Consider the following 21,997-nt stretch of genomic DNA (forward strand, 5'->3'; position numbering starts at 1 on the left):
CATGGCTAAACTGACAGCGCGTTTTGACTTAGAGGATCGTATTTCTAAAAAGCTAAAAACAATCAGCGGTAACGCAAAAGCCTTAGAGCAAAGCAGGGATAAATTAAACAAGCCTATGGTGCTTAAGGTAAAAGATCAAGCGACAAAAAGCCTTACAAAAGTTCATAAGTTTGTTCTGAAAGACATTGCTAAAACACACACAATGTACGTTGCTCTTAAAGATAAAGCCACAAAACCTTTAAATAAGCTGAATTCATTCATGAAACGAAAAATGCCAAGAACACACGACATCATAGTCAAGGCGCAAGACAAGACAAAGTCAGTGCTTGAAAAAATAAGACGCTATGCAGGAAGGCACCTCTCCAAACCCTACATGCTTATGGTTGCCGCAAGGGACAGAGCAATGCCTACTTTGCATAAAATAGCTAATTATGCAAAAAGGGCGCTGTCCAAAGGGTACAACTTTTCCGTCCGTGCTATCGACATAGCTACTAAAACGGTAAGTCGAATAGCTTCGTTTGCTCGAACGGCCATCCCGCGTTATCGCGACTTCACTATTAGGGCGTGGGATCGTGCTACCAAAATAGTGGGTACGGTAAGGCGGGCTTTGTTTAGTATTCCGACAATGATTACGGTCACTTTGGGCGTTATCGGTGCCGGCAAACTGAAAGATGCCACCTTGGGTGCGGCTATGGATTTCGAGGGGTATCAGATAGCCACGGAGCATTGGCTAGATGGTAACAAGAAGAAAGCGGACGAGCTTGTTGAATGGATGAGGGATTTTACAAACAAGACACCGTTTGATTCACCAGATTTATTCCCTGCTTTAGCACGTGGAATTGGCGTTGCTGACGGTGATGTAGGTCAAGCGAAACGGCTGCTAAATATAGCCACAGATATGGCTGCATTAACTCCTAATCGAACTGTAGAAGATGCAATGGATGCCTTGGCAGATGCTAATATGGGTGAATTCCAAACGTTAAAAGGTTTTAACGTTAAGATGACTCAAGATGACTTTGAATCATGGGAAGGATTCCAGTCAGATATGGAGGACATGTTCTCGGGCGGTGCCGAACGTTTTTCGCAGACATCCAGAGGTTTGTTTAACAAAATTGGTGGATATATAACTGCGAGTTTCCGTGAAGCCGGAGAAGGTATGCTAGAATCCATGAAGCCACGTCTTGATAAAATCAGCACATGGATAGATAACAACCAAGATAAGTGGATGGAGTGGAGAGATACTGTTCAAAAAATGGGTGAACAGGGTGCAGAATGGGTTCTTTCCAAACTTGAAGGTGCATTTTTCTATATACGTGACAACTACCTTGAAAATGACGAGTTCAAAAAACTAGATTTCGAGGGAAAAGTTAAGTTCATCATGGAAGACCTCGGGAAATGGTGGAATGACAAAGGCAGACCGATAATGGCCAAGGTCAGCAAAGATGTTGGTGCTGCAATTTTCGAGGGAATTAAATGGGGTATCAAAGAAGGTTTTAAAGGTGTTGGATCCATGTGGATGGAAGCCTTTAAAGACCCAAGCGTAGAAGGTTTTGCAGGTGCTGGTATTGCTACAGCCATTGCAGGATCTATTCTTTCCTTGGTTTTGAGTCCATTATTCAAAGGTATAAGGGGAATATTTAAAACAGGGAAATGGTTCTGGGATCAAGGTAAAAAAGTAGCGGGGTTATTCGGAAAAAGAAAACCGCCAAAAGTACCGCCTGTTGTTCCGCCGGGAGGAGGTAAAACTCCTAAGGGTTCGAATAAACCCAAAGGGAAACCCACATATACTCAACCTTGGTTCAATAAGGGGGACAAAGTAAAAACCCCTAAACCAAATGATTTTAAAAATGTATCGAAAATATCAAAAATATTTAAGCCTTTAAGTAAAATCGCAAAGAGAATACCCGTAATTGGCCCAGCGTTAGGCGCGTTATCATTGCTCGGCACCGATAAAAAAGACATGGCTGGAGCTGTCGGAGGAATGGGCGGCGGCATACTAGGTGGTGCAGCTGGTGGGGCGGCTGCCGGTGCTGCATTTGGTGGCGTTGGCGCAATACCCGGAGCAATTATAGGTGGTATTGCTGGAGCGTTTGGCGGTGAAGCCCTTGGTGATTGGCTGTCAGATAATTGGAGTGCAATCAAAACCAAGGCAAGCGAAACGGGTCAATGGATTTCGGATACATTTGTAGGAATAAAAGACAGTATTGCAGAAACCATTTTCAGCGGTGAATGGTGGGGAGAAAAATGGGACGGAGTTAAGAATTGGACGTCTGAAAAACTATCCGACACTGCGGAATGGTGGAACAACATAAAGCAAACCGCATCCGAAACATTCTTTAGCGCTGACTGGTGGCTTGAACAAGCTGGTTTCATTTATGGTTACCTTGAAGAGACCATTTTTTCAGGTGAATGGTGGTCTGATAAATGGGAAATCGTCAAAGAATGGACAGAGGGCACCATATTCGACGGAGAATGGTGGAGTGACAAGTGGGGTTCCGTGATGGAATGGACTTCCGAAAAATGGGACTCTGCGGTTGAAATATGGCAATCTGTCAAAACGGCCTTTGCAGAAACGGTATTTAGTGCTGACTGGTGGGCTGGGAAATGGGAGTCTGTGAAAGGATGGACTCAAGAAAAGTGGGATTCCGCAGTATCTGTTTGGAATTCTGTAGTAGATAAAATTTCCGAGACCATTTTCAGCGGCGATTGGTGGCTCGAAAAATGGGAAGGCGTTAAAGGTTGGACTGCTGATAAGTGGGATTCAGCCGTTTCTATATGGAATTCCGTCACAGACAAGATAAGTGAAACCATTTTCAGTGGCGAATGGTGGAAAGGCAAGTGGGAATCTGTCAAAGACTGGACGAGCGATAAATGGGATACGGCTAAATCCATTTGGAGCGACGTGAAAACCTCTATTTCAGAAACATTGTTCAGCAAGGATTGGTGGACTGGTAAGTGGGACAATGTTGTCGAGTGGGGTAAAGGGGTAATGAGCGGCATTGGCGGATGGGTTTCAGGTCTAATTGATGACGTGAAAGATTCATTCGGAAAAGGGCGCGAAAAAGGTAAGAATGCAGCTAACCCTAAAACCGCAAGTGATCACATTACCCGAAACACATCAGTAAGGTCAAAGAAATATGCATCTGGTGGTATAATCGACAGACCTCATATGGGTCTTGTTGGTGAAGCGGGGCCAGAAGCAATTATTCCATTGTCTGCAAACAGGCGCAGTCGTGCATTAGATTTGTATAACCAAACAGGAAAGATGCTGGGCGTTCGTCCTTATGCAAATGGTGGGATTGCCGGCGGTTCGGTAACTACACCGAAACAATCTACTGCACAGGCGTCATTGAATGTTGACTCTATATCAGTAAAAGGTACAGACCAAGAGGCTGAAAAATACGGAGAGGCATTTTCAACATCTGTCGCAAGCGGAATAAATGAAAAGGTTGTTCCTATTGACAACTGGCGTAAAGCCAATATCGACAACCCAATGCAAAATGTTGTTAGAGATGCCGCAGGGTTTGGTTCCAATACCGTGAGGTCATTTTCTGGTGCGCAGAATGAAACGCCTACGCACACACGCGAGCATTTACAGAACCAAGTAAAACGTCCATTCGAAGTAATTAAAGGCGGAGCATCTGAATGGGGTTCCGGAACTATTTCCAGATTCCGTTCAGGTCAGAACGAAACAGAAACCGGCACAAGGCCATATCTTGTTTCAAACGTTCATACGCCATTTAACGACACACGAGCCAAAGCATCAGGTTGGGGCTCTGGAACAATGTCAGAGTTTATTTCTGGAATGAATTCTAAGTCCAATGGTGTGGAAAGTGCTGCAAAAACACTGGCCAAGTTGGTTGATAAAACGTTCCGAGAAGAACTAGGGATTGCATCCCCTTCTAAAGTCATGATGAAAAATGGTATGTGGACGTCCATGGGTATTGTAAAAGGTTTGAATTCTGTTGACATTAAGGCCTTTACCGAGAAGCGCATTAACGACATGATGTCGGCGTTTAGTGGTATGGGGTCTGGTAGTGGAAATGTTAAGAAGTGGCTAATGGCGGCTATGATGGCTACTGGCGCACCGGCTGAATGGTTGGCGCCACTAACTACTATCGCTATGAAAGAGAGTGGCGGTAGAACAGGGCCATCTACTATTAACAAATGGGATTCCAATTGGGCACGTGGAACGCCGTCCATGGGTCTTATGCAGACGATTATGCCGACATTCCAAGCAAATAAAGTGTCTGGCATGAACGATATTATGAATCCTATCCATAACGCAGCTGCAGCAATAAATTACATCAAGAGTCGTTATGGTACGCCGTTCAACACACCGGGTATTCGCTCGATGGCAGCCGGTGGCCCATATAAGGGTTACTGGAAAGGTACAGATGGGCCATTAAGAAGTGCCGAAACAGCATGGGTAGGTGAACGTGGCCCAGAATTAGTTCATCTTCCAAGAGGTTCGGAAGTATTTTCGAACAGAGAAAGCAAGAAAATATCATCCGGTCAATTATCGGCCGTTACTGGTTCCGGAACAATAAGTGCATCTAAAGGAAGTAACAAAGGTGACGTTATTGTTCAATTTAATGGCGATAACCACTTCCAAAGTGAAGAGGATATGGATAAATTCACAGATAAAGTTAAAAAGGCTATTGAAAAGGTATTGGATGATGAATATGACGAGGGAGGAGAGTGGGTAGCCTATGAGTAAAAGTGTATATCAATTTTGGTTATCAACAAATGATAATAAAGAGAGATTGAGGTTACCTGTTCTCCCCAGCTCTCTCGACATGAGTAATGGTTCAAAAAACGAATCTGTCGATATATCCAATTTAGGAGAAGTAACCATCTTGCAAGATCCGGCGGCAAAGATTGTTCAGTTTTCGTCATTTTTCCCATTGCACGACAGCACACTATCAGAGTATAGCAATCCACCAAAGCCGTGGGATGCTGTTAAAAAAATAGAAAAGTGGAAGAAAGCGAAGGTTCCATTACGATTTCTGGTTACTGGAACATCCATCAATCTGCCAGTGTCCATAGATAACTTTAGTTATGGTGAGGAAGGCGGGGCTGTTGGAGACATTACGTATGATTTAACTTTAAAGGAATACCTTTTCGTAAGTATAAGGCAAATCAAAGTAAAGGTACCCAAGAAAAAGAAAACAAAGAAAAAATCAAGACCTGCAGTTAAGCCAAAAGCAAAGACTCACAAAGTTAAAAGTGGAGATACGTTATGGCATTTGGCCAAACGCTATTATGGTAACAGCTTAAAATGGCGAAAAATATGGAATGCTAATAAATCCATGATGATCAAACGAGACCGCAGGAATATTAAGCAGCCCGGTCACTGGATATTTCCCGGACAGGTGTTGAAGATACCATGATTGAGTTATATCTTGTTAAACCTGGACTAATGACTGAAATACCGACCAAATCTATTAATTGGACAGGTCAACGTTTCAAATCAGCCAGAAAAATAACTGCAGAGGTTCTTTATACGGATAAAGGTGGACTGAAATTCACAAAGGTCAATGAAGGAGATACTGTTCTCTTTAAGTGGAAAGAAAAAGAATTATTCCGTGGTACTGTTTTTAATCGAAATAAGACTAAAAGCGGAACAATAACGATAATAGCCTATGACATGCTTCACTATCTTTTGACCAATAAAGATATATATGTATTTTCGAAAAAGAGAGTCACTGACATGGTAGTGCGAATTTGTAAGGATTTCCAAATCCCTCGAGGAACTATCGCAAACACTGGTGTTCGATTAAATGAAATATACACCAATGAAACAACGCTTTATGACATCATTTTAAAAGGCATTGTTAATACCGAAAAGCAGTCCGGTAGAAGGTTTCAACTGTCGTCATCTAAAGGAAAACTTCACTTGAAGGAATGGAAGGAAATTGAAAAACAGTGGGTTCTGGAAACAGGCGTAAACATCACTGATTATAATTTCGCAACCAACTTAGACGACACTGCAACAAGGGTGAAGCTGGTATCTAGCGTAGATAAAAAGACAACAACAGCCGTTGTAAATAATGGTTCTGGCCAGAAAAAATACGGTGTTTTACAACATTTTGAGCGAGTCAATGAGGAATTGACTCAAAACCAAGCGAATAGCAGGGCTAAAAAGCTACTGAAACAGAAAAAAGGAATACAAAAGAATTTGGAAGTTGATGCGCTCGGAATTGACGAGGTTGTTAGTGGTATGCCTGTATATGTAATTGAAAAAGATTTGGGTATAAAGGGTACCTATTATGTTGATTCTGACACTCATTTTTTCATGGGAGATTACCATGACATGAAACTTAAGTTGCTAGAAAAAAATACTATGGCGGAGGTGGATTAATGAGTATTGCCCAAACAATCAAAAAGATGGCCAATGATGCAGTTAATGCTAACAACCCTTTGCAATTTGTGGAAGGTGTGGTTCACAGTCCACCTCCAAACATTCAACTAAGGCTGAAAAGCAGCTCAAAATTAATAATTCCTAGTGAATTTATTATTGTATCGGAGCATTTGACGAGGCATACCCGGACTGCGAACATAACTAGTTCTAATATCAGCAGTTCAATGGCGAGCGCGGGCGATCCCTCGCACACGCATGGTATAAACTCATTGACGCTCCGAAGTGCAAAAATAGAATTTACTGACGAACTAAAAAAAGGCGATAAAGTGATGGTTGCTGCCGTTCAAGGTGGACAATCATTTTTTATTATCGACAGATTTAAGGGGTGATTAAGTAATGGCTTTATCACCAGAAGTTGATGTTGAGTTACCTGATGAAGATGTGGAAATAGAAACACTAAGAACATATAAAATTGATTACGAAACCATGACTATCACGAAAGAAATAATCGAAGGTATGGAAGCGATTAGGCAATTCATCTACATGGTTTTACGTACACAACGTTATGAGCATTTTATTTATTCTACAGATTACGGTAGTGAAATAGATGCCCTGTTATCTGATAGTGAGGTTACGCAGGAGTTCAAAATAATGGAACTGCCACGCTTAATAACAGAGGCATTAATCTACGATGAACGAATAGATGATGTTACCGATTTTGACATTAAACAAGAGTTTGATGCGTTCCGCGTTAGTTTTGCAGTCCATACCGTAGAGGGAATTCTTGAAATAGAGGAGGTGCTAGAATAAATGTTTGATAATATTTCGCCAGAATCACTATTAGAAGACATGTTAGATGAAGTTTCAGACGAATATGACAAGCGAGAGGGATCTGTAATATTTAACGCGCTTGCACCTGCGGCTGTAAAGCTATTTGAAACGTATATTTCTCTGGAACAGGTATTGGTTCTTGCTTTCCCTCAAACAAGTGAAGGGGAATACCTTGAAAAGATTACTGCAGGTGAAGGCGTGGAAAGAATTCTAGCAACTCCATCTACAAGACATTTCAAAGCGGAGGGAACAGACGGAGAAATAGAACAAGGAACTCGTTTTTTCGTTGATGGCATCTATTTTGTTGCGCAAAAAACAGTTGAATTGCCAGTAACTTTCAAAGCTATATCAGAGGAAAAAGGTGCTGACACAGCTATTTATGACCCGGATACCATTTTACCTGTAGATGCCGATATTGACGGTCTTGAATCAATTTCCATGGTCAGTGATCACGAAAATGACGTTGATGGCATTGATGATGAATCTGACAGTTCGCTACTCAAGAGATACTGGGAAAAGATTGAGAATTCACCGGGGCCAGGTAATGTTGCAGACTATATTAGGTGGTCGAAAGAGATTGCCGGGGTTGGGAATGTTCTTGTCGAGCCATTATGGAAAGGCGACGGCACTATAAGAGTTGTTATTCTTACTCCAGACGGAAAGCAAGCAACACCAGCACTAATAGAAGAGGTTCAAGAACTAATTGACCCGGATTCAAAGGGTGTAGGTGAAGGAAAAGCCCCTGTTGGCGCAAAAGTGACTGTTGCCACTGCGAAGGTCATGTATATTACTGCTACAATTCCAGATTTACAAATAGAACAGGGTTATACTGCTGATCAAGTTCAGTCGAATATTGAAGATGCGTTGCACGAATACCTATCTGAAATAAATCCGGGTGGTGTAGTGCGAATTAAAGAGGCTGTCTCTGTTGTTATAAATGCTTCTGGTGTACTTGATATCGGGGATATCCTGTTGAATGAAAAACGCGAAAACATCACGCTCGATATCACTGAACTTGCGAATCTTGGTGAGGTGACATACCCATGAAAGAACAATTACTAGACTTGTTGCCGGAGCATTTCTCTATATTGAAAGAAATGCAAGAGATTGCACGTATAGAGGGGAAACAATTCAATGACTTACATGATTCGGTTGATGATCTGTTAGACCAGATGTACATCCATACAGCTACGTGGGGTCTTAGTTATTGGGAAAAGAGATACTTACTACCTGTTTTAAGTGAAGATACTGACTACAAAAAGCGTAGGCGCCGTATTTTGACAAAGAAACGGAGCAACAAAGCAAACCTAATAGTCATATTAAGGGCTGTTGAACCTAATATAAGTCTTGCTTGGGGAGGATTGGTGCTGCCGTTCACCGTTGAAACGAATGTTGATTACTATGATTTTGGTGAATTAATAACCATATTAGAGACAGAAAAGCCATCTCATTTAACGTATTCATTCAATTTGATTCCAAACGGATATACTGTCAAAGCTAATCGAAATGACCGGTATTCTGTTGCACTGAATCTTTTATCAGGTACAGCAAATGCAGGGAGATTTCCGAGAGCGAATACCCGAGGTGAATCACTTCATACCATTTTACAAATACACAGCAAAAAAATAACCGGAGTTTCAGAACTACAACGGACTGCAGGTCTAGTCAGTGGAGGTAAAAATACACCAACGGCTTTTAGTAGTTCAGAAAGGTCATTTTTCAACATATCTATCAAGAACATAGGTGGAAAATCAAGGTTTAATCCATCTGGTAAATATGAATCCGGACAAATATTTTATGATGCTGCGGGTGCTTCTCGTCAATCAACATTAAATCACAAGTCTGAATCCATTACAGGTATTTCTGATTTGAAATCTGGCCAAGTCAATACCAAGTCGATTGGTGTTACTGTCATAGAAGAAACAATCATTAACTCTGTTGCTCCAACGGGAGTAGCCACCCCCATTAGATGTGGGACAATATCTGCTAGTAAGGAGGTGGCATAATTGCTAAAAATAATCAATGAAATAGTAGATTACATTGATGAACGGGCTGTCAAAGCAGACTACACCATCAACGGAAAAACGTATCCGGCCAAGATTAGGCGTTCTCTTGTTAAGGGAAATACGTTAAGAAAACATATATATTTAACTCATAAAGACCCGACGGGAACCGTTACAAGAGCTAGGCTACTTGATGAAGATGGAGGGGTTGTCGCTGAACGAAATGACAGCCAAGAACATGAGGAAAATAAGGGTTTGCTGTTAGAATTTAAAATCACTATTCAGGAGGTGTGAGTATGTCAGTTAAAGATTACCGTGATCAATCATATGTACCTACAGAGTGGGAAGACCAAGTCGTTGATAAAGATTCGGGAGATGTGTTAGTTGAAGGTACGCCAGTCGCAGAGACAACCTTAGGAAACTTAGAAACAGGCGTCATGCTATCCCACTTCGATATTGGCATGCTACTGGCATTCGCGAATCAGTTGGGTACGTTAAACCAAAAAGAGTTAGACAAAATCAAAAATCAACGTATTCTACAAGGAAGCGGGACAATAACCAATACAATCAGTGATAACGGATATTTTAGGTCATCTGAGCCGTTTAAAACAATTTCCTTAGAAGGGTATTCACAAGTAAATGCGCCAAATTATGATGTAATATTAACGCCTAAACCGACTGATGAATCGACTGGTTGTGTTGGAAAGTTGATTGCTTATGATAAAACAAGAAATGGCTTCAAGGTAAAAATGACGGGATCTGCAGATTCGGTCTCTTTTTTATGGACTTTAATCAACCCAAACGTATAAAAGGAGGAAAAATCAATGATTATAACAAGCGCAAACAGTGGCCGCAAAGCAAATTATTCTTTGAGCGGTACTAAATTAACCATTGAAAATCAAATAACTATTGACTTGCAAGATAAAGAACGCACGGTTGAAAGGGTTATAGATGTTTGTCTGGACAGACAGTTAGTAACCATTCGGGAGGGGTTGGGCGCATGGTATGTCGCTAATATCATCATCCCACCAAGACGCTATTCTTATCAACCCAGCGGAGAAAAAGACGAAAATGACGAGAAAATCATGGAAGAGGTAGAACTTCCGGTGGATCCGTCATTGGTTGAATTAAGATTGTGGGGGCTTCCTACGCAGTACTTTGAAAATGAAGATGAAGAAAGCGAAGACGAAACAAACGAATCGGAGGATGATGAATAATGTCATTTATTTTATCGGTAAAAGACACATATAGACAAGCTGTAGAAGCGGCAAGCGGTGGGAAAAACACTGTTATGTATGACGACAAAGGAAACCCATCAATTATGGTGTGCATCCCTCGTTTCAACTTGAGTGATGTGATTGACGGCGCGCCTAACACACCACACCCAGCATTTATTGTTGATGGTGTTGTTAAAAAGGAAATTTGGGTATCTAAGTTCCAGAATATTGTCCACGATGGCCGCGCATATTCGATTCCGGGTGTAGACCCTAAAGCATCTATTAATTTCAATGACTCAAAAGATGCATGTACCCGGAAGGGAGAAGGTTGGCACTTAATGACTAATGCTGAATGGGCTGCATTGGCTTTATGGTCTAAGAAAAATGGAACAATGCCACGCGGAAACAATGATTATGGAAAAGACCACTCTGCATCATATGAACGAGGAGTTGAAACCTATGAAACAGGGGGCAGAACAGGTCGTGTGGCAACTGGATCAGGGCCAGCAACTTGGAGTCATGATCATACGCCGTTCGGAGTGTTTGATTTAAACGGTAACGTCCGTGAGTGGGTAGACGGTTTACGCCTTATTGACGGTAAGATATACGTACATCAAGATAATGACTTTAATACGCCGGATTCGTTGTCTAATTGGGTGGATACCGAGATATATGTAGATAACTCGGAAAAAGGCAATGACAGAAAAGAGTCCAATACTGTTAGCGGAAAACCTATTTTGAACAGCAAAAGAGAGAATCCGATGTACACAGGTGGAGACGTTGATGATTATTACGGTTACAACTACACCGGCTTTGAAGACCTCGAAACAAAGAGCGGGGTTAGTACACCAGATTTACTAAAATATTTGGCTATTGCGCCTACCGAAGGAGACCATGGCGGTGACAGATTCTATGCACGTAACTATGGTGAGCGTTTCGCGCTCCGTGGAGGCCATTGGAGCCACGGTGCTAATGCTGGTGTGTTCTACCTGTACTTGCACAACCGTGCTTCGCGTTCGCTTACGCTTCTTGGCTTTCGCTCGTCGCTGGTTTTATGAGTTCTGTAATCTGATAACTGATAATCTGTTAGGCTCTGCGATAGCGGAGCCTTTTACTTTAAGGGGATAGAAACATTGAATAGGGAAGACTTGAAAATACTGCAGAGAGCAAACGATATGATCGAATATGGTTACAAGGCGTTGAGGCAGTACCCAAAATCAGAGCGACACACTCTTGCGGCAGACACCAAGCAGTGTATGTACAATATTTTAAAATTGATCATACGTGCGAATAAGCGTTATTTCAAAAAGACGACCTTACAGGATTTGGATATAGAAATAGACACATTAAGACATTTTATAAGGTTAGGCCAATCATTGGGTTTTCTTCCGTTTCGTAAATATGAAATATGGTCAAAGCAAATCAACGAAATTGGAAAAATGCTAGGTGGTTGGATAAAATCTAACCCGAAATAAGTGTCCTTAGGGAATTGGTCATTTTTGTGAGCGTTTCGCGAACCGTGGAGGCAATTGGAACAATGGTGCTAATGCTGGTGTGTTCTACCTGAACTTGAACAACCGTGCTTCGAATTCGAATACGAATCTTGGCTTTCGCTCGTCGCTGGTTCTCTCTGTCAGAAGTTACAAGCGTACTCGCTTGTATCCAGAATTGAAGAAAACGGACTGATTTCCTTGCCAATGGCGGCTAAAGATATAAATTGCCGGCAAATCAGTTAGTATATTGAATTGGAAAAGTGATACGGCCGGCCAACATAGAGAAAAAAGGTGAATAAAAATATGAAAAGGGTAGGTCAGTTATTTGAAAAAATAATTGATTACGAAAATCTCTTTGAAGCATATTTAATGGCCAAAAAAGGGAAACGTTATAGAGGAGAGGTTTTAGATTTCAGCTATAATGCTGAGGAAGAATTAATACAAATACAAAATGATTTAATATACGGAACTTATGAAGTTGGTCGATACCGTGAATTTTATGTGTACCATCCGAAAAAGAGATTAATTATGGCGTTACCGTTTCGTGATAGAGTAGTTCAATGGGCGATTTATAAAGTGCTTTATCCAATTTATTTCAAAAGGTTTATAAAAGATTCTTATGCCTGTATAAACGGAAGAGGTTCACATAGTGCTGCAGCAAGAATCCAGTATTGGTTGCGGCAATTAGAAAGACAACCGGGTAAAACCTATTATCTGCAGATGGATATGTCGAAGTATTTTTATAGAATCAACCACGACATTTTATTGTCGATAATTTCTAGAACAATAAAAGATAAAGACCTCATGGTTTTGTTGGCCAGAATTATAAAAAGTGAACATACAAAGTTTGGAATACCGCTAGGTGACCATTTCTATGAACAAGAAAGAGTTGATGGTGTTGGCATGCCAATCGGTAATCTAACAAGTCAACTGTTCGCCAATGTCTATCTTAATGAAATGGATCAGTATGCTAAACATGATATGAAGGTACGTCATTATATACGTTATATGGATGACATAGTTATTCTTCATAAGGATAAGAATGAATTGAAAGAAATATTGATAGAATCAAATTTGTTTCTGCAACATGAATTACATCTTCAAATTAACAACAAGACAAGAATCGACAACACTAACCACGGAGTGGATTTTGTCGGAAAAAGAATATGGCCAACCCACATGAAATTAAGAAAAGAAACTGTGAAAAACATGAAATCAAGGCTAAAGTACATACAAAAACAATTTGCCTTTGGGGAGGTGAGTACAGATGAAGTGAGGTCTGTTTTATCGTCTTATCTTGGATTAATGAAGCACACAGATTCGCATAATCTGAGAAAGAAGATATTGAAAGAATTTGTATTAACAAGAGGCGCCGAATAGGGCGTATTTTTTATGGATGAATACGAGGATGTCTAAAGTCAACACGAGAGGGAGATTTTATGTTTAGACATTACAATGAAGCAAAGTTTTTAGCGAACATGTATATATTAACCATATCGCTATTTAATTTTATGACGGGCATATTTTTTATTACTGCGGATCCGCGAATATCGTCGCCAACATATACAAAAATGCAAGATTTGATGCCCCTGTCAGTCTACGGCCTGATAATGCTGACATCATCCATTTTGCTGTTTTCTTGTATTTTCCAGCAAGGGAAAATAAGATGTATTTTTATGATGATTGGCGGGTTTTTAGGTGCTATTAGCATTGGTTTATACGCCAGTGCAAGCTCTATAGGAGCGGTCAATATAATGTTGCCTTCAAGATATAGTTTGATTAGTATATCATGTTTGCTCATATCGATCGCTGGAGGTTTTAGTTTATGGCGAATGAGGATGAGTATGTAACAAGACTGGAATTAATAAAAACACAAAACGATTTAAAAAACGATGTGACAGAGCGGATAGACAACGTACGCAAGAAAGTTGATACCTTGAACGATATAGTTCTACCGTTGGTGGAATCATCAAAACAAACAGCAAAAAACACAGATAGAATGGCCACTGTACTTGACGAGTTTACGAACGACCAAAGGAAGCGAAACGGCGACTTTTATGACCGGCTTCACGAGCATGATAGGGCTATAGATAATCTGGGTTTAAAAACGAAATATAGAACAGAGGACAAAAAGCAAATGGCGAAAATTATAGTAGCCGGTATTGGCCTGGTTGCCGCTATAGTGAGTGGTATATTCGGGCTTGCGCCGTTGTTTTTTAACTAGGAGGGGTAAAGTGGAATCACTAACAAGTAGTTTAATAGAAGCAGTTTTTACAGTCGTCGGAATACTTTTAGCCGCGGCTGTTTCTTATTTTACGCCAAAAATAAAGCGGTGGCTTGATAAGGCTGTAGATAAAGACAACCTCGGGATCATTGAGTCTGTGGTAGATATGGCCGTGGAACTAATGGAAAATGAATTCAGCGGGCAGAGTGGCCAAGAAAAGTTCAATCAAGCATCTGAGTATGTTGCTTTAATGGCGCACCGTTATGGAATTGAAGTGTCGGATGAATTTATACGTGGAGCTGTACAAAAAGGCTGGCGTCGAATGGATGAAAAACAAAAGAGCAAAGAGTAATTCATAAATGGATTGCTCTTTTTTGTTTCTTAAAAATATGAAAGGAATGATCAACTATGGAAACTGGACAAATCGTCAGAGTTATAGACAAAGATAAGGTTCGTAATGACAAGCACTTGGAAGATAGCGCGCTGAAAATTATTGAGAAAAGCAATTTCGAGGGAGATATCACAAAAATTGAGGACGGCATCCATTTCGTTGGTTTTAGCAATGATCTCGGCTGGGTTACTCAGGGATACAAAGCAAAAGAAATTGAGGAGGTAAAATAATATGGCTACTAAAAACGGTATTGAATATGTCGTAAAAAGATTGCCAAACAACAAACTGACTCTTAAAGCTACCAACCCAATGAAAGCAAAAGGATATACTTTGCATAACACTTATAATGATGCGGCTGCATTGAGTGAAATAAGCTATATGCAGACAAATAACAATCAAGTGTCTTATCATTTTGCGGTGGATAACTTAAGAATCGTGCGAGGTTTACCGCTAGATCGCAACGGTTGGCATGCTGGTGATGGAGGTAATGGTTACGGAAACAGAAACACTTTTGGAGTAGAAATATGTTATTCGAAAAGTGGCGGAGAGCGTTATGACAAGGCTGAAACAAATGCAATCATGTTTGTGGCCAATGGATTAGTTGAAAATGGATGGGATATGTCAGACGTTCACAAACATCAGGATTGGAGTGGGAAGAACTGTCCTCATAGAATCTTGGCTCGTTCTCGCGGATGGCAAGGTATTTTAAAAGCGATAGAGAAAGAGTATAATAGATTAAAAGGTGGCAAGCCAAACAAGCCTAGCACTCCTTCCAAACCGTCAACTCCATCTAATGGCGGCGCTTATAAAGGAAATAGTATTGTAGACTATTTAAACGGCAAAGGTATTAATTCGAGTCCTGCCAATCGTAAGAAGTTGGCCAAGAAGTATGGCGTTAAGAATTACACTACTTCCGCAAAGAAGAATCTTGAATTATTGAACGCAATGAGAGACGAAAAAAAACCATCTAGCGGAGGCGGCAGCAAGCCGACAGGTAAATCAATCAGTAAAATGGCTGATGAGGTTATTGCTGGAAAGCATGGTTCAGGACACGAAAACAGACGCAAGTCTCTCGGAATAAGCAAATCCGAATACGAAAAAGTCCGTGCGGAGGTCAATAGACGTTCCGGAGTGAAGTCCAAACCTAAACCTAGCGGAAAGTCTGTTTCTCAAATGGCTAAAGAAGTAATTGACGGAAAGCATGGTAATGGACATGCAGCAAGACGTAAGTCGTTAGGAATTAGCCAGGCTCAATATAATAAGGTTAAAAATGAAGTCAACAAGCGATTGACTGGCAAATCGTCAGGCGGAGGAAAATCTATTGCGACTATGGCCAAGGAAGTTATTGCTGGAAAACACGGAAATGGTCACGCGGCCAGACAAAAGTCTCTTGGCATAAGTAAAGCGCAATATGAAAAAGTAAGAAAAGAAGTAAATAAGAAACTGTAAATATATCCACCTGTTTTTCGAGGGATATTACCGGTACAATAAGGGAAGGTTTTATCCCCAAAGGCACATGAAACCCTGTGGATAAGTACACGTAATATACAGGTAATACACAAACCCTCCCCAAAGTGTTGATATATCAAGTACCCTCAGTTCTCAAAACGTTAATAGGATTGTTGATATACCAATGTTTGCAAAGGTTTTTTGGTGCAAGTTGGTGCAAATTAACGTTAATCTTATAAAGCATTTAACAGATTTAAAGCATCGGCATCTTGCTGGTGCTTTTTTTCTGGCATTAATTCTAGATAATAATTTTGTGTGGTTTGGATATTTATATGTCCTAATCGTTTTGATACATAAGCAATATCTATGTCTTGAGCAAATAAAAATGATGCGTGCGTATCTCTCAAACCATGAAACGTTGTTTTTTTAATGTCTAGTTTCTCTAGTAGTTCAGTCAACTGTTCAGATTGTTTAAATCCCCCAAAACTAAAAATATAACCATTTTCTTTAACAGGAATCCTACGAATAAGCTCATACACTTCTTTGTTTATAGAAACATCACGTTTTGCATTTTGTGTCTTCAATGAAGTATCGTCAGAGGTAGGACTGATGGAATGTCTAACTTCTATTCCGTATTCATAAAGACTCTCTGGTCGTATTGCTAGTAGTTCTCCACGTCGCATACCTGTTTCTAATGCTAGTAATACAAGTACGTTGAATTCATCTTCTGTATGCTGTAAAACGTAATTGCGAAGCTTTTTAAAATCTGTAATAGATAAAGCTTTGTTTCGTTTAGGTGGGTTTTCACCACGTGTTTTCACTAAACGAGCAAAATCGTTTGTAATATAACCACGAGCGTATGCATCACGTAAAGATGTTTTAATTTTAAGAAGCACTTCATGTGTTGTTTTTCGTGAATGTGTTTTCGCATATTCGTCAATTTTCTTCTGAACAACAATATCATTTAAATCTTTCAATTGGTTATCCTGAAATAAATTTCTAATAATGCCAGAAGTACGAACATAATTTTGAAATGTTGTTTCTTTAACATCATTAACCTTTACAAGGTAAATCCAATTCTCGAAGAAATCTGCAAATGTTGTTGTTCTGTGAGCGAGTTCTTTTCCTTCCCCTTTCGCTAATTCCATTTCTAAAGCCCAAAGATTTGCTTCTTTCTTTGTTGGAAAGGTTTGCGAAATCCTTTTATGTTGACCGTGTTTGTATAAAGAAACCTGTGCTCGATATGACTTTCCTCTTTTTACTATACTAGCCATACTATCATCCCTCTCATAAAAATAGCTGATAGATGCTAGTTGAATACAATTATATTGTATTTCTAAACTAGCATCTTATCAACTGTCGGCATTTTTAAACGGAGTGCTTTTCGATAAAGTGTACTAAAGATTTCATTGTGTATCGTTCATGCTTGCCGATCATGAAACGCTCTAGCTCATCGTGTGGTCGGATATATTTATCAAAGGATTTTGGATCAATACCTAAGAAGTCTGAGGCTTGTTCTCTTGTTAATAGATATGGATAATCCTTTGTAGCCATGTTGGTGCTCATATGGCATCTTCTCCTTTTTATTCATATTCGTTTAATGCATTCAATGCACTTTCGGCACTAACTTTAATATTTGCTAAAATAGATTCGGGTGTATAGTTGTGTTTTTGATAATCCGAATCACTGGTCTTTTTGTTGATTGTGCTTTCACCCTGTAAAACTGAGTCAACAATTTCAATCACATTCTTTATGTTTTCTCTTACTTTTGGCTTATTCATGTAAATATCATCCTTCCCAAGGTTTACCTTCTAACAGATAAAGTGCCTTGTATTTATTCACCCAAGATATATGGTCATCATTGGGTTCGAACTCTTCATAGAAATGTTTATAGAAATAATCTATTAATTCCCGTGCTGTGCCATCGCCCCATATTTGTTCAACTTTCCACAATGTCGGAAGAAGACCAGAACCCTTAATTAAATGATCAATCGACTGCTCCAATAAGTTGTTTCGTGGTGATGGTGACTCAAAGTGAAAATCTTTCTGTTCCAACAAATCGAGCATTAATTTCGTAAGTTTATGTGGACGATTCGAGTTCGTGTAAAAGAACATGTATCGATCAATGATAGAACTCACAATTAAATCTTTGAGTTGTTCATCCGTATTACAATGCTTTATCGCTTCCGTTAGCTGGTGCGCATAATCACCGGAATACTCTGCTTCAACACGTGTCCAGTCATCTACTTCTTTAGCTACATGGCGCATGTGTTTCATGATAGTTGTTCCTCTTTTTTATCATAAATGCGTAAATGCACTTTTGTATTTCTGCTTTTTGCCCCGATATACAATGTTTGAGCTTGAAAGTTTTTGGACACATCGGACACTTTCGAGTTGTTTCTTTTGTATGGTTTTTCTTTATTGTCATTAATAACCTTTTGCAGATAACTTTTATTAGTACTTGCCATAGCGCAATTCAGTCCTTTTCTCTTCAATTGAACGTTTTAATTTAGCGATATCAATGCCTTCATTAAAAAAGTCACAGCACATATCAATTCGTGAAAGTCTAAAAGAATACTCATCAGCATCAATCAACTTAAAAAAGGTGTGTAAATGGATTGGTTCGTTAAATTCTTCTTCATATCGCTTCCGATATTCATGCCATGCGTAAGCGCTGAATTTGACTATGACACCCATTTTTGTGAATGCTTCATGATAAGCAATACAGAAGTAAAATGGTGCATTGATGAATGAATAGCCCACGGTATAACCTTCAGGTAGCTTAACGTCTGCTTCATCAAAGTCGTCGAATAGCTTATGCATTTTTGATTTAATCAAGAATGTGCCTATTAAGCTTTTTGCTATCCAGTCACGCCATTCGTCAAAGTCAAATACGCCTGTTGCCTGTAATACAAGTGTAAATTGGTCAATATCTGGTTTAATCATGTTCTATTCACTCCTTTTCGTTCGAAAAACTTTAGCGAAAGTTTTTCAAGTGTAAAAGCCCGTTATGACGGTATTGATTGTTGTTTTTGCTTCCTATCGGAGCTGGCGTGATTACCAAGACGCCAGCTCTCCTAAAGGAGAGAAGCACGGAGCGGAACCTTCCCCGCCTGAACGGCGGGTCCCCTTCCACTCTCTGTGCCGTCGTTCCTTAAGGAAGAGCTAGGCGCTTTCATTCAAAAAGCTACAGTAAGGAACCATCAACAACCGTGGCTTGTCTGCGCTGGCTAACCCTGGATAGCTGTATACCCCTTGACCAGCAGTAAACTGAACTAAAGGTATATCCACACCTGAAGAAAACAGAGTTCTATAGGTTTGCTCATCGCTATCACCTAAAGCAATCTTTAAGACGAGCTGTTCTCTAATCGCTGTTGGCATCGTCTGAGCATTCATTTGTTGTGTCGCTATCCATAGAATACACCCTAGTTGACGTCCCATGAAGGCAACGTCAGAGAGTATACTATCGACTTCATCACGTTCCTTTTTCGACAAAGTCTTCCATGATTCTCTCAATGCTCCGAACTCATCTATAAGTAGAATTAAAGCTGGTAAACCAGCGTCCTTATACGTTTTGTTGCGATTCGATATGAAATAATCTTGCAACTCATCTTGTCGTTCATTCATACGCTCATGAAATTGTTTAATTAGTTCAATCGCATTTGTTTTGTCGGCAGTTCGATCATCACCAATGGTACGTTTAGCCATTTGGTATACATCTGTACGCTTTGGATCAATAATGAATAACTCATGATTGACACTTTTTGATAATACTTGTTCAACTAGCATTTGAACAAGTAGTGATTTACCTCCACCTGTCTGGCCGCTAAGACCCATATGATGAAACGGAACAGTTGCACGTTCATCTAAACGTAAGGCGTAATCGTCTGCTGTCATGTTTGACCATTCAATCAAATCATTTGCTGATTTAATCTCAAGTTGCTTTTGTGAATCTACAGCATAAAATTCATAGATGTAGTAATTACGGTTCTTAGACAAATACTGACGTTCACTTAAATATCCATTTAATGCTGAATCAATTCTCATGTCTTCTAATTTTTTGTCGAATTTAATTGAGTTTTGGATTAGCACTTTTCCTGATTTTCTAGCTCGATTATCATCAAATTCAATTTTGATTTTCGGTAATCTAACTAAACGATTATCAAACTCACGTTCATCTTCGAATCTAGCATCTTTAATATGCCTTCTTATGCGTTTTACCATCGAATAATAATGCGCAGAAAAAAGTGGTCCAAACCATAGTTTATTGCGAAATGACCAACTAACGAATAAGCCAATTTTCATCAGACCAACAGGAACCAAGAAGATATTTGACTCAACATGTGGAAGCTGTAATATCGTTATTTGTTCTGCAATCAATGGATACAGTTTATAAAAGAAAAACCATAAAACGAGAAGCAATCCAATGATTAGAAACGAAATAAACCCACGCTGCATTCGGTATGTTTTCTTCACGTAATTCACATCCTAATATTGTGATTCCGCCCCTTTTCAGGGGCGGTCACATGCATTGAAATGATAATGATAGAAAGGGAACTAATTGTCCCCTGTTCTTTATTTTGGTTGAGTAATTTCCACATCATCTGCTTTAACAGAAAGTTCACTCATGAACGTTCCATACACAGAAGCTGTCGGATTTACAAACGTGATTTTACTGAACTTTTTATACTCTTTTGGAGGCTGAGAGACCTTAACCACAATCTTTTCTCCTGCATTAAGGTCAGGTGCTACTTCTTCCCCTGTGTATTTTGTTCGATCGGTTGCAATTACCGTTTTGTACTTAGTACCTACGACTTTAGGGTTCTTTCCGTCCGCATCGTATTCTTTCCAGTCCTCGTGTGACATCACTCGTACATCCTTGTCCTTGAAGAACCCTACTGCGTCAAAGACGTTAAATTGGCGTAATTTTTTCATGTGAAGAATTCATCCTTTCCCTATGGATATTTTGATTGAGGCCTCAATCTATTTACATCCTACCACGTTGCCTTTGTCGAATCTATGGCAGATAAAGCGCGCGCATCTATGGATATTTCTTTTGTAATGGTGTTATAATTAAATAAAACATGAAGGGGTTCGTTGCACATGCATAAGTATTATGGCAAGGAAGAAATATTAACGTTAATAGACAAACGATTTGGTTATGAATTTGAGGGGAAAGAAAAGGATGATCATCTGATTAGCTCGAAAGCATGGAATAAATATTATAGAGATTTTTTTGAAGCGAAAGAGGATAAATTATATGAGACATTAAAACATGATGAATGGGACAAAATAGATAATCTGATTGATGACGAAAAAAATAGAAGAACTAAAAGTAATAATAGATATAAAAAATACAGAGAAGACCTTGTAGAAGAAATTATTGCATTTCATGAAAAGCAACTAATAGATCAACGGAATGGTAATCGAAAAACGACTATAGACCATCACGCCATAAAAATGTTTGAACGTTTTGCAGAGGCGTTAGGAACAAAAGTTGATGAAAGTATTTATGAAAAAAGAATACCAAAAACAAAATACAACAAAATGATGAACGAAAGAGTTCCTTCACCTACGAAAGAAGAAATAATGGAAAGGAAAGAGCAATTAGTAAATATTATATTTGAACAATTAATAGATGAGGATAAGTTCAATGATGATATACAAGAGCATTTCATTAGTAATAATTTAATTCATGGTTTGACAACCCCTCTCAAAGCCATTGAAGACGAGGGTGAGTGGTTAGGGTTTCAAATTGATGCTAAAAATTATTTGAAAGAAAATGTAAAGCAAGAAATCATTAATGATATTAAAGAGTCATCTAAATAAAATAGATGTAAATCACAGACGAGCTATGTATTTTCCCTTTTCAGCTCTCCTAATTGTAATCTCCTAATGCGTCCGTAGAGAATGGACGCATTATCGATTAGGTAAAGGGTCTTCGTTCTTCGGATGTTATGAGTCAGCCAAGTAGGATAAGGGTGCGTAAGAAAGCAATTAACGCTTTTAACGCACCCTAATTCAT

The 21,997-nt window shown here is 39.5% G+C and carries 25 protein-coding genes; 18 read left to right on the top strand and 7 right to left on the bottom strand.

The genetic code is table 11. The annotated features are described in order from the left end of the window. Position 1 precedes the first annotated feature (1 nt). From WMZ97_RS13095 to WMZ97_RS13175, 17 genes are all read left to right on the top strand, one after another. Positions 2-4,720 (top strand): transglycosylase SLT domain-containing protein, encoded by a 4,719-nt coding sequence (locus tag WMZ97_RS13095; protein ID WP_343272537.1) that lies wholly within the window; start codon positions 2-4, stop codon positions 4,718-4,720. Continuing rightward, positions 4,713-5,393: a LysM peptidoglycan-binding domain-containing protein gene (locus tag WMZ97_RS13100; protein ID WP_343272538.1), complete on the top strand. Its 681-nt coding sequence runs from the start codon at positions 4,713-4,715 to the stop codon at positions 5,391-5,393. The genes WMZ97_RS13095 and WMZ97_RS13100 overlap by 8 nt, the downstream gene beginning before the upstream one ends. Continuing rightward, complete coding sequence (locus tag WMZ97_RS13105) at positions 5,390-6,364, top strand: XkdQ/YqbQ family protein (RefSeq protein WP_343272539.1); 975 nt, start codon at positions 5,390-5,392, stop codon at positions 6,362-6,364. Before WMZ97_RS13100 ends, WMZ97_RS13105 begins: the two co-directional genes overlap by 4 nt. Continuing rightward, on the top strand, positions 6,364-6,753 hold the full coding sequence (locus WMZ97_RS13110) for a DUF2577 domain-containing protein (protein ID WP_343272540.1): 390 nt from the start codon (positions 6,364-6,366) through the stop codon (positions 6,751-6,753). The genes WMZ97_RS13105 and WMZ97_RS13110 overlap by 1 nt, the downstream gene beginning before the upstream one ends. 7 nt (positions 6,754-6,760) lie before the next feature. After that, complete coding sequence (locus WMZ97_RS13115) at positions 6,761-7,174, top strand: DUF2634 domain-containing protein (RefSeq protein ID WP_343272541.1); 414 nt, start codon at positions 6,761-6,763, stop codon at positions 7,172-7,174. Continuing rightward, the gene (locus WMZ97_RS13120) at positions 7,175-8,242 is read left to right on the top strand and encodes a baseplate J/gp47 family protein (RefSeq protein ID WP_343272542.1); all 1,068 of its coding nucleotides are present in this window, start codon (positions 7,175-7,177) and stop codon (positions 8,240-8,242) included. Beyond that, positions 8,239-9,201 (top strand): putative phage tail protein, encoded by a 963-nt coding sequence (locus tag WMZ97_RS13125; RefSeq protein ID WP_343272543.1) that lies wholly within the window; start codon positions 8,239-8,241, stop codon positions 9,199-9,201. Before WMZ97_RS13120 ends, WMZ97_RS13125 begins: the two co-directional genes overlap by 4 nt. After that, positions 9,202-9,492, top strand: coding sequence for a hemolysin (locus tag WMZ97_RS13130; RefSeq protein WP_343272544.1), 291 nt, complete (start codon positions 9,202-9,204; stop codon positions 9,490-9,492). It begins immediately after the preceding gene. A 2-nt stretch (positions 9,493-9,494) separates the two neighbouring features. Further along, positions 9,495-10,007 carry a signal transduction protein gene (locus WMZ97_RS13135; protein WP_343272545.1) on the top strand — a complete coding sequence of 171 codons (513 nt, stop codon included), beginning with the start codon at positions 9,495-9,497 and terminating at the stop codon, positions 10,005-10,007. A gap of 15 nt (positions 10,008-10,022) precedes the next feature. Beyond that, positions 10,023-10,415 (top strand): AAA family ATPase, encoded by a 393-nt coding sequence (locus WMZ97_RS13140; RefSeq protein ID WP_343272546.1) that lies wholly within the window; start codon positions 10,023-10,025, stop codon positions 10,413-10,415. Further along, positions 10,415-11,473, top strand: coding sequence for an SUMF1/EgtB/PvdO family nonheme iron enzyme (locus tag WMZ97_RS13145; RefSeq protein WP_343272547.1), 1,059 nt, complete (start codon positions 10,415-10,417; stop codon positions 11,471-11,473). The genes WMZ97_RS13140 and WMZ97_RS13145 overlap by 1 nt, the downstream gene beginning before the upstream one ends. Before the next feature lie 75 nt (positions 11,474-11,548). After that, positions 11,549-11,890, top strand: a complete 342-nt coding sequence (gene avd, locus WMZ97_RS13150; protein ID WP_343272548.1) for a diversity-generating retroelement protein Avd — start codon at positions 11,549-11,551, stop codon at positions 11,888-11,890. Positions 11,891-12,211: 321 nt separating this feature from the next. Further along, positions 12,212-13,288, top strand: a complete 1,077-nt coding sequence (locus WMZ97_RS13155; RefSeq protein ID WP_343272549.1) for a reverse transcriptase/maturase family protein — start codon at positions 12,212-12,214, stop codon at positions 13,286-13,288. Between the two features lie 445 nt (positions 13,289-13,733). Beyond that, positions 13,734-14,132, top strand: a complete 399-nt coding sequence (locus tag WMZ97_RS13160) for a hypothetical protein (protein ID WP_343272550.1) — start codon at positions 13,734-13,736, stop codon at positions 14,130-14,132. 10 nt (positions 14,133-14,142) lie between these two features. After that, positions 14,143-14,484, top strand: a complete 342-nt coding sequence (locus WMZ97_RS13165) for a phage holin (protein ID WP_343272551.1) — start codon at positions 14,143-14,145, stop codon at positions 14,482-14,484. Positions 14,485-14,540: 56 nt separating this feature from the next. After that, positions 14,541-14,753: a hypothetical protein gene (locus WMZ97_RS13170; RefSeq protein WP_343272552.1), complete on the top strand. Its 213-nt coding sequence runs from the start codon at positions 14,541-14,543 to the stop codon at positions 14,751-14,753. A gap of 1 nt (position 14,754) precedes the next feature. Then, complete coding sequence (locus WMZ97_RS13175) at positions 14,755-15,972, top strand: N-acetylmuramoyl-L-alanine amidase (protein ID WP_343272553.1); 1,218 nt, start codon at positions 14,755-14,757, stop codon at positions 15,970-15,972. Positions 15,973-16,205: 233 nt separating this feature from the next. On the opposite strand, the gene WMZ97_RS13180 is transcribed toward WMZ97_RS13175, so the two are convergent. The 7 genes from WMZ97_RS13180 to WMZ97_RS13210 all read right to left on the bottom strand — a co-directional run bounded on the left by WMZ97_RS13180 (position 16,206) and on the right by WMZ97_RS13210 (position 20,907). Further along, entirely contained in the window at positions 16,206-17,246 is a 1,041-nt protein-coding gene (locus WMZ97_RS13180) for a tyrosine-type recombinase/integrase (RefSeq protein ID WP_343272554.1), read from the bottom strand. Positions 17,247-17,340: 94 nt separating this feature from the next. Next, the gene (locus tag WMZ97_RS13185; RefSeq protein ID WP_071665170.1) at positions 17,341-17,538 is read right to left on the bottom strand and encodes a MerR family transcriptional regulator; all 198 of its coding nucleotides are present in this window, start codon (positions 17,536-17,538) and stop codon (positions 17,341-17,343) included. Between the two features lie 17 nt (positions 17,539-17,555). Then, complete coding sequence (locus WMZ97_RS13190; RefSeq protein WP_256705473.1) at positions 17,556-17,753, bottom strand: hypothetical protein; 198 nt, start codon at positions 17,751-17,753, stop codon at positions 17,556-17,558. Positions 17,754-17,760: 7 nt separating this feature from the next. After that, positions 17,761-18,249, bottom strand: a complete 489-nt coding sequence (locus tag WMZ97_RS13195; RefSeq protein WP_343272555.1) for a hypothetical protein — start codon at positions 18,247-18,249, stop codon at positions 17,761-17,763. Positions 18,250-18,426: 177 nt separating this feature from the next. Then, complete coding sequence (locus WMZ97_RS13200) at positions 18,427-18,918, bottom strand: hypothetical protein (RefSeq protein WP_343272556.1); 492 nt, start codon at positions 18,916-18,918, stop codon at positions 18,427-18,429. A gap of 219 nt (positions 18,919-19,137) precedes the next feature. Then, entirely contained in the window at positions 19,138-20,448 is a 1,311-nt protein-coding gene (locus WMZ97_RS13205) for a helicase HerA domain-containing protein (protein WP_343272557.1), read from the bottom strand. Between the two features lie 99 nt (positions 20,449-20,547). Next, a complete protein-coding gene (locus WMZ97_RS13210; RefSeq protein WP_343272558.1) occupies positions 20,548-20,907 on the bottom strand; it encodes a hypothetical protein in 360 nt (119 codons plus the stop codon). 168 nt (positions 20,908-21,075) lie between these two features. Here WMZ97_RS13210 and WMZ97_RS13215 point away from each other — a divergent pair, with 168 nt between their 5' ends. Next, positions 21,076-21,801 carry a hypothetical protein gene (locus tag WMZ97_RS13215; RefSeq protein ID WP_343272559.1) on the top strand — a complete coding sequence of 242 codons (726 nt, stop codon included), beginning with the start codon at positions 21,076-21,078 and terminating at the stop codon, positions 21,799-21,801. Positions 21,802-21,997 lie beyond the last annotated feature (196 nt).

The organism is Lentibacillus songyuanensis, from assembly GCF_039548255.1.
In the GTDB taxonomy this organism is placed as follows: Bacteria; Bacillota; Bacilli; order Bacillales; family Amphibacillaceae; genus Lentibacillus_C; species Lentibacillus_C songyuanensis.

Coding starts and splice junctions, on each gene's coding strand:
- WMZ97_RS13175 (WP_343272553.1), top strand. CDS start 14,755: ATGGCTACTAAAAACGGTATTGAATATGTCGTAAAAAGATTGCCAAAC.
- WMZ97_RS13190 (WP_256705473.1), bottom strand. CDS start 17,753: ATGAATAAGCCAAAAGTAAGAGAAAACATAAAGAATGTGATTGAAATT.
- WMZ97_RS13100 (WP_343272538.1), top strand. CDS start 4,713: ATGAGTAAAAGTGTATATCAATTTTGGTTATCAACAAATGATAATAAA.
- WMZ97_RS13110 (WP_343272540.1), top strand. CDS start 6,364: ATGAGTATTGCCCAAACAATCAAAAAGATGGCCAATGATGCAGTTAAT.
- WMZ97_RS13185 (WP_071665170.1), bottom strand. CDS start 17,538: ATGAGCACCAACATGGCTACAAAGGATTATCCATATCTATTAACAAGA.
- WMZ97_RS13115 (WP_343272541.1), top strand. CDS start 6,761: ATGGCTTTATCACCAGAAGTTGATGTTGAGTTACCTGATGAAGATGTG.
- WMZ97_RS13200 (WP_343272556.1), bottom strand. CDS start 18,918: ATGATTAAACCAGATATTGACCAATTTACACTTGTATTACAGGCAACA.
- WMZ97_RS13195 (WP_343272555.1), bottom strand. CDS start 18,249: ATGAAACACATGCGCCATGTAGCTAAAGAAGTAGATGACTGGACACGT.
- WMZ97_RS13095 (WP_343272537.1), top strand. CDS start 2: ATGGCTAAACTGACAGCGCGTTTTGACTTAGAGGATCGTATTTCTAAA.
- WMZ97_RS13170 (WP_343272552.1), top strand. CDS start 14,541: ATGGAAACTGGACAAATCGTCAGAGTTATAGACAAAGATAAGGTTCGT.
- WMZ97_RS13105 (WP_343272539.1), top strand. CDS start 5,390: ATGATTGAGTTATATCTTGTTAAACCTGGACTAATGACTGAAATACCG.
- WMZ97_RS13215 (WP_343272559.1), top strand. CDS start 21,076: ATGCATAAGTATTATGGCAAGGAAGAAATATTAACGTTAATAGACAAA.
- WMZ97_RS13140 (WP_343272546.1), top strand. CDS start 10,023: ATGATTATAACAAGCGCAAACAGTGGCCGCAAAGCAAATTATTCTTTG.
- WMZ97_RS13210 (WP_343272558.1), bottom strand. CDS start 20,907: ATGAAAAAATTACGCCAATTTAACGTCTTTGACGCAGTAGGGTTCTTC.
- WMZ97_RS13180 (WP_343272554.1), bottom strand. CDS start 17,246: ATGGCTAGTATAGTAAAAAGAGGAAAGTCATATCGAGCACAGGTTTCT.
- WMZ97_RS13160 (WP_343272550.1), top strand. CDS start 13,734: ATGGCGAATGAGGATGAGTATGTAACAAGACTGGAATTAATAAAAACA.
- WMZ97_RS13145 (WP_343272547.1), top strand. CDS start 10,415: ATGTCATTTATTTTATCGGTAAAAGACACATATAGACAAGCTGTAGAA.
- WMZ97_RS13125 (WP_343272543.1), top strand. CDS start 8,239: ATGAAAGAACAATTACTAGACTTGTTGCCGGAGCATTTCTCTATATTG.
- WMZ97_RS13120 (WP_343272542.1), top strand. CDS start 7,175: ATGTTTGATAATATTTCGCCAGAATCACTATTAGAAGACATGTTAGAT.
- WMZ97_RS13135 (WP_343272545.1), top strand. CDS start 9,495: ATGTCAGTTAAAGATTACCGTGATCAATCATATGTACCTACAGAGTGG.
- WMZ97_RS13155 (WP_343272549.1), top strand. CDS start 12,212: ATGAAAAGGGTAGGTCAGTTATTTGAAAAAATAATTGATTACGAAAAT.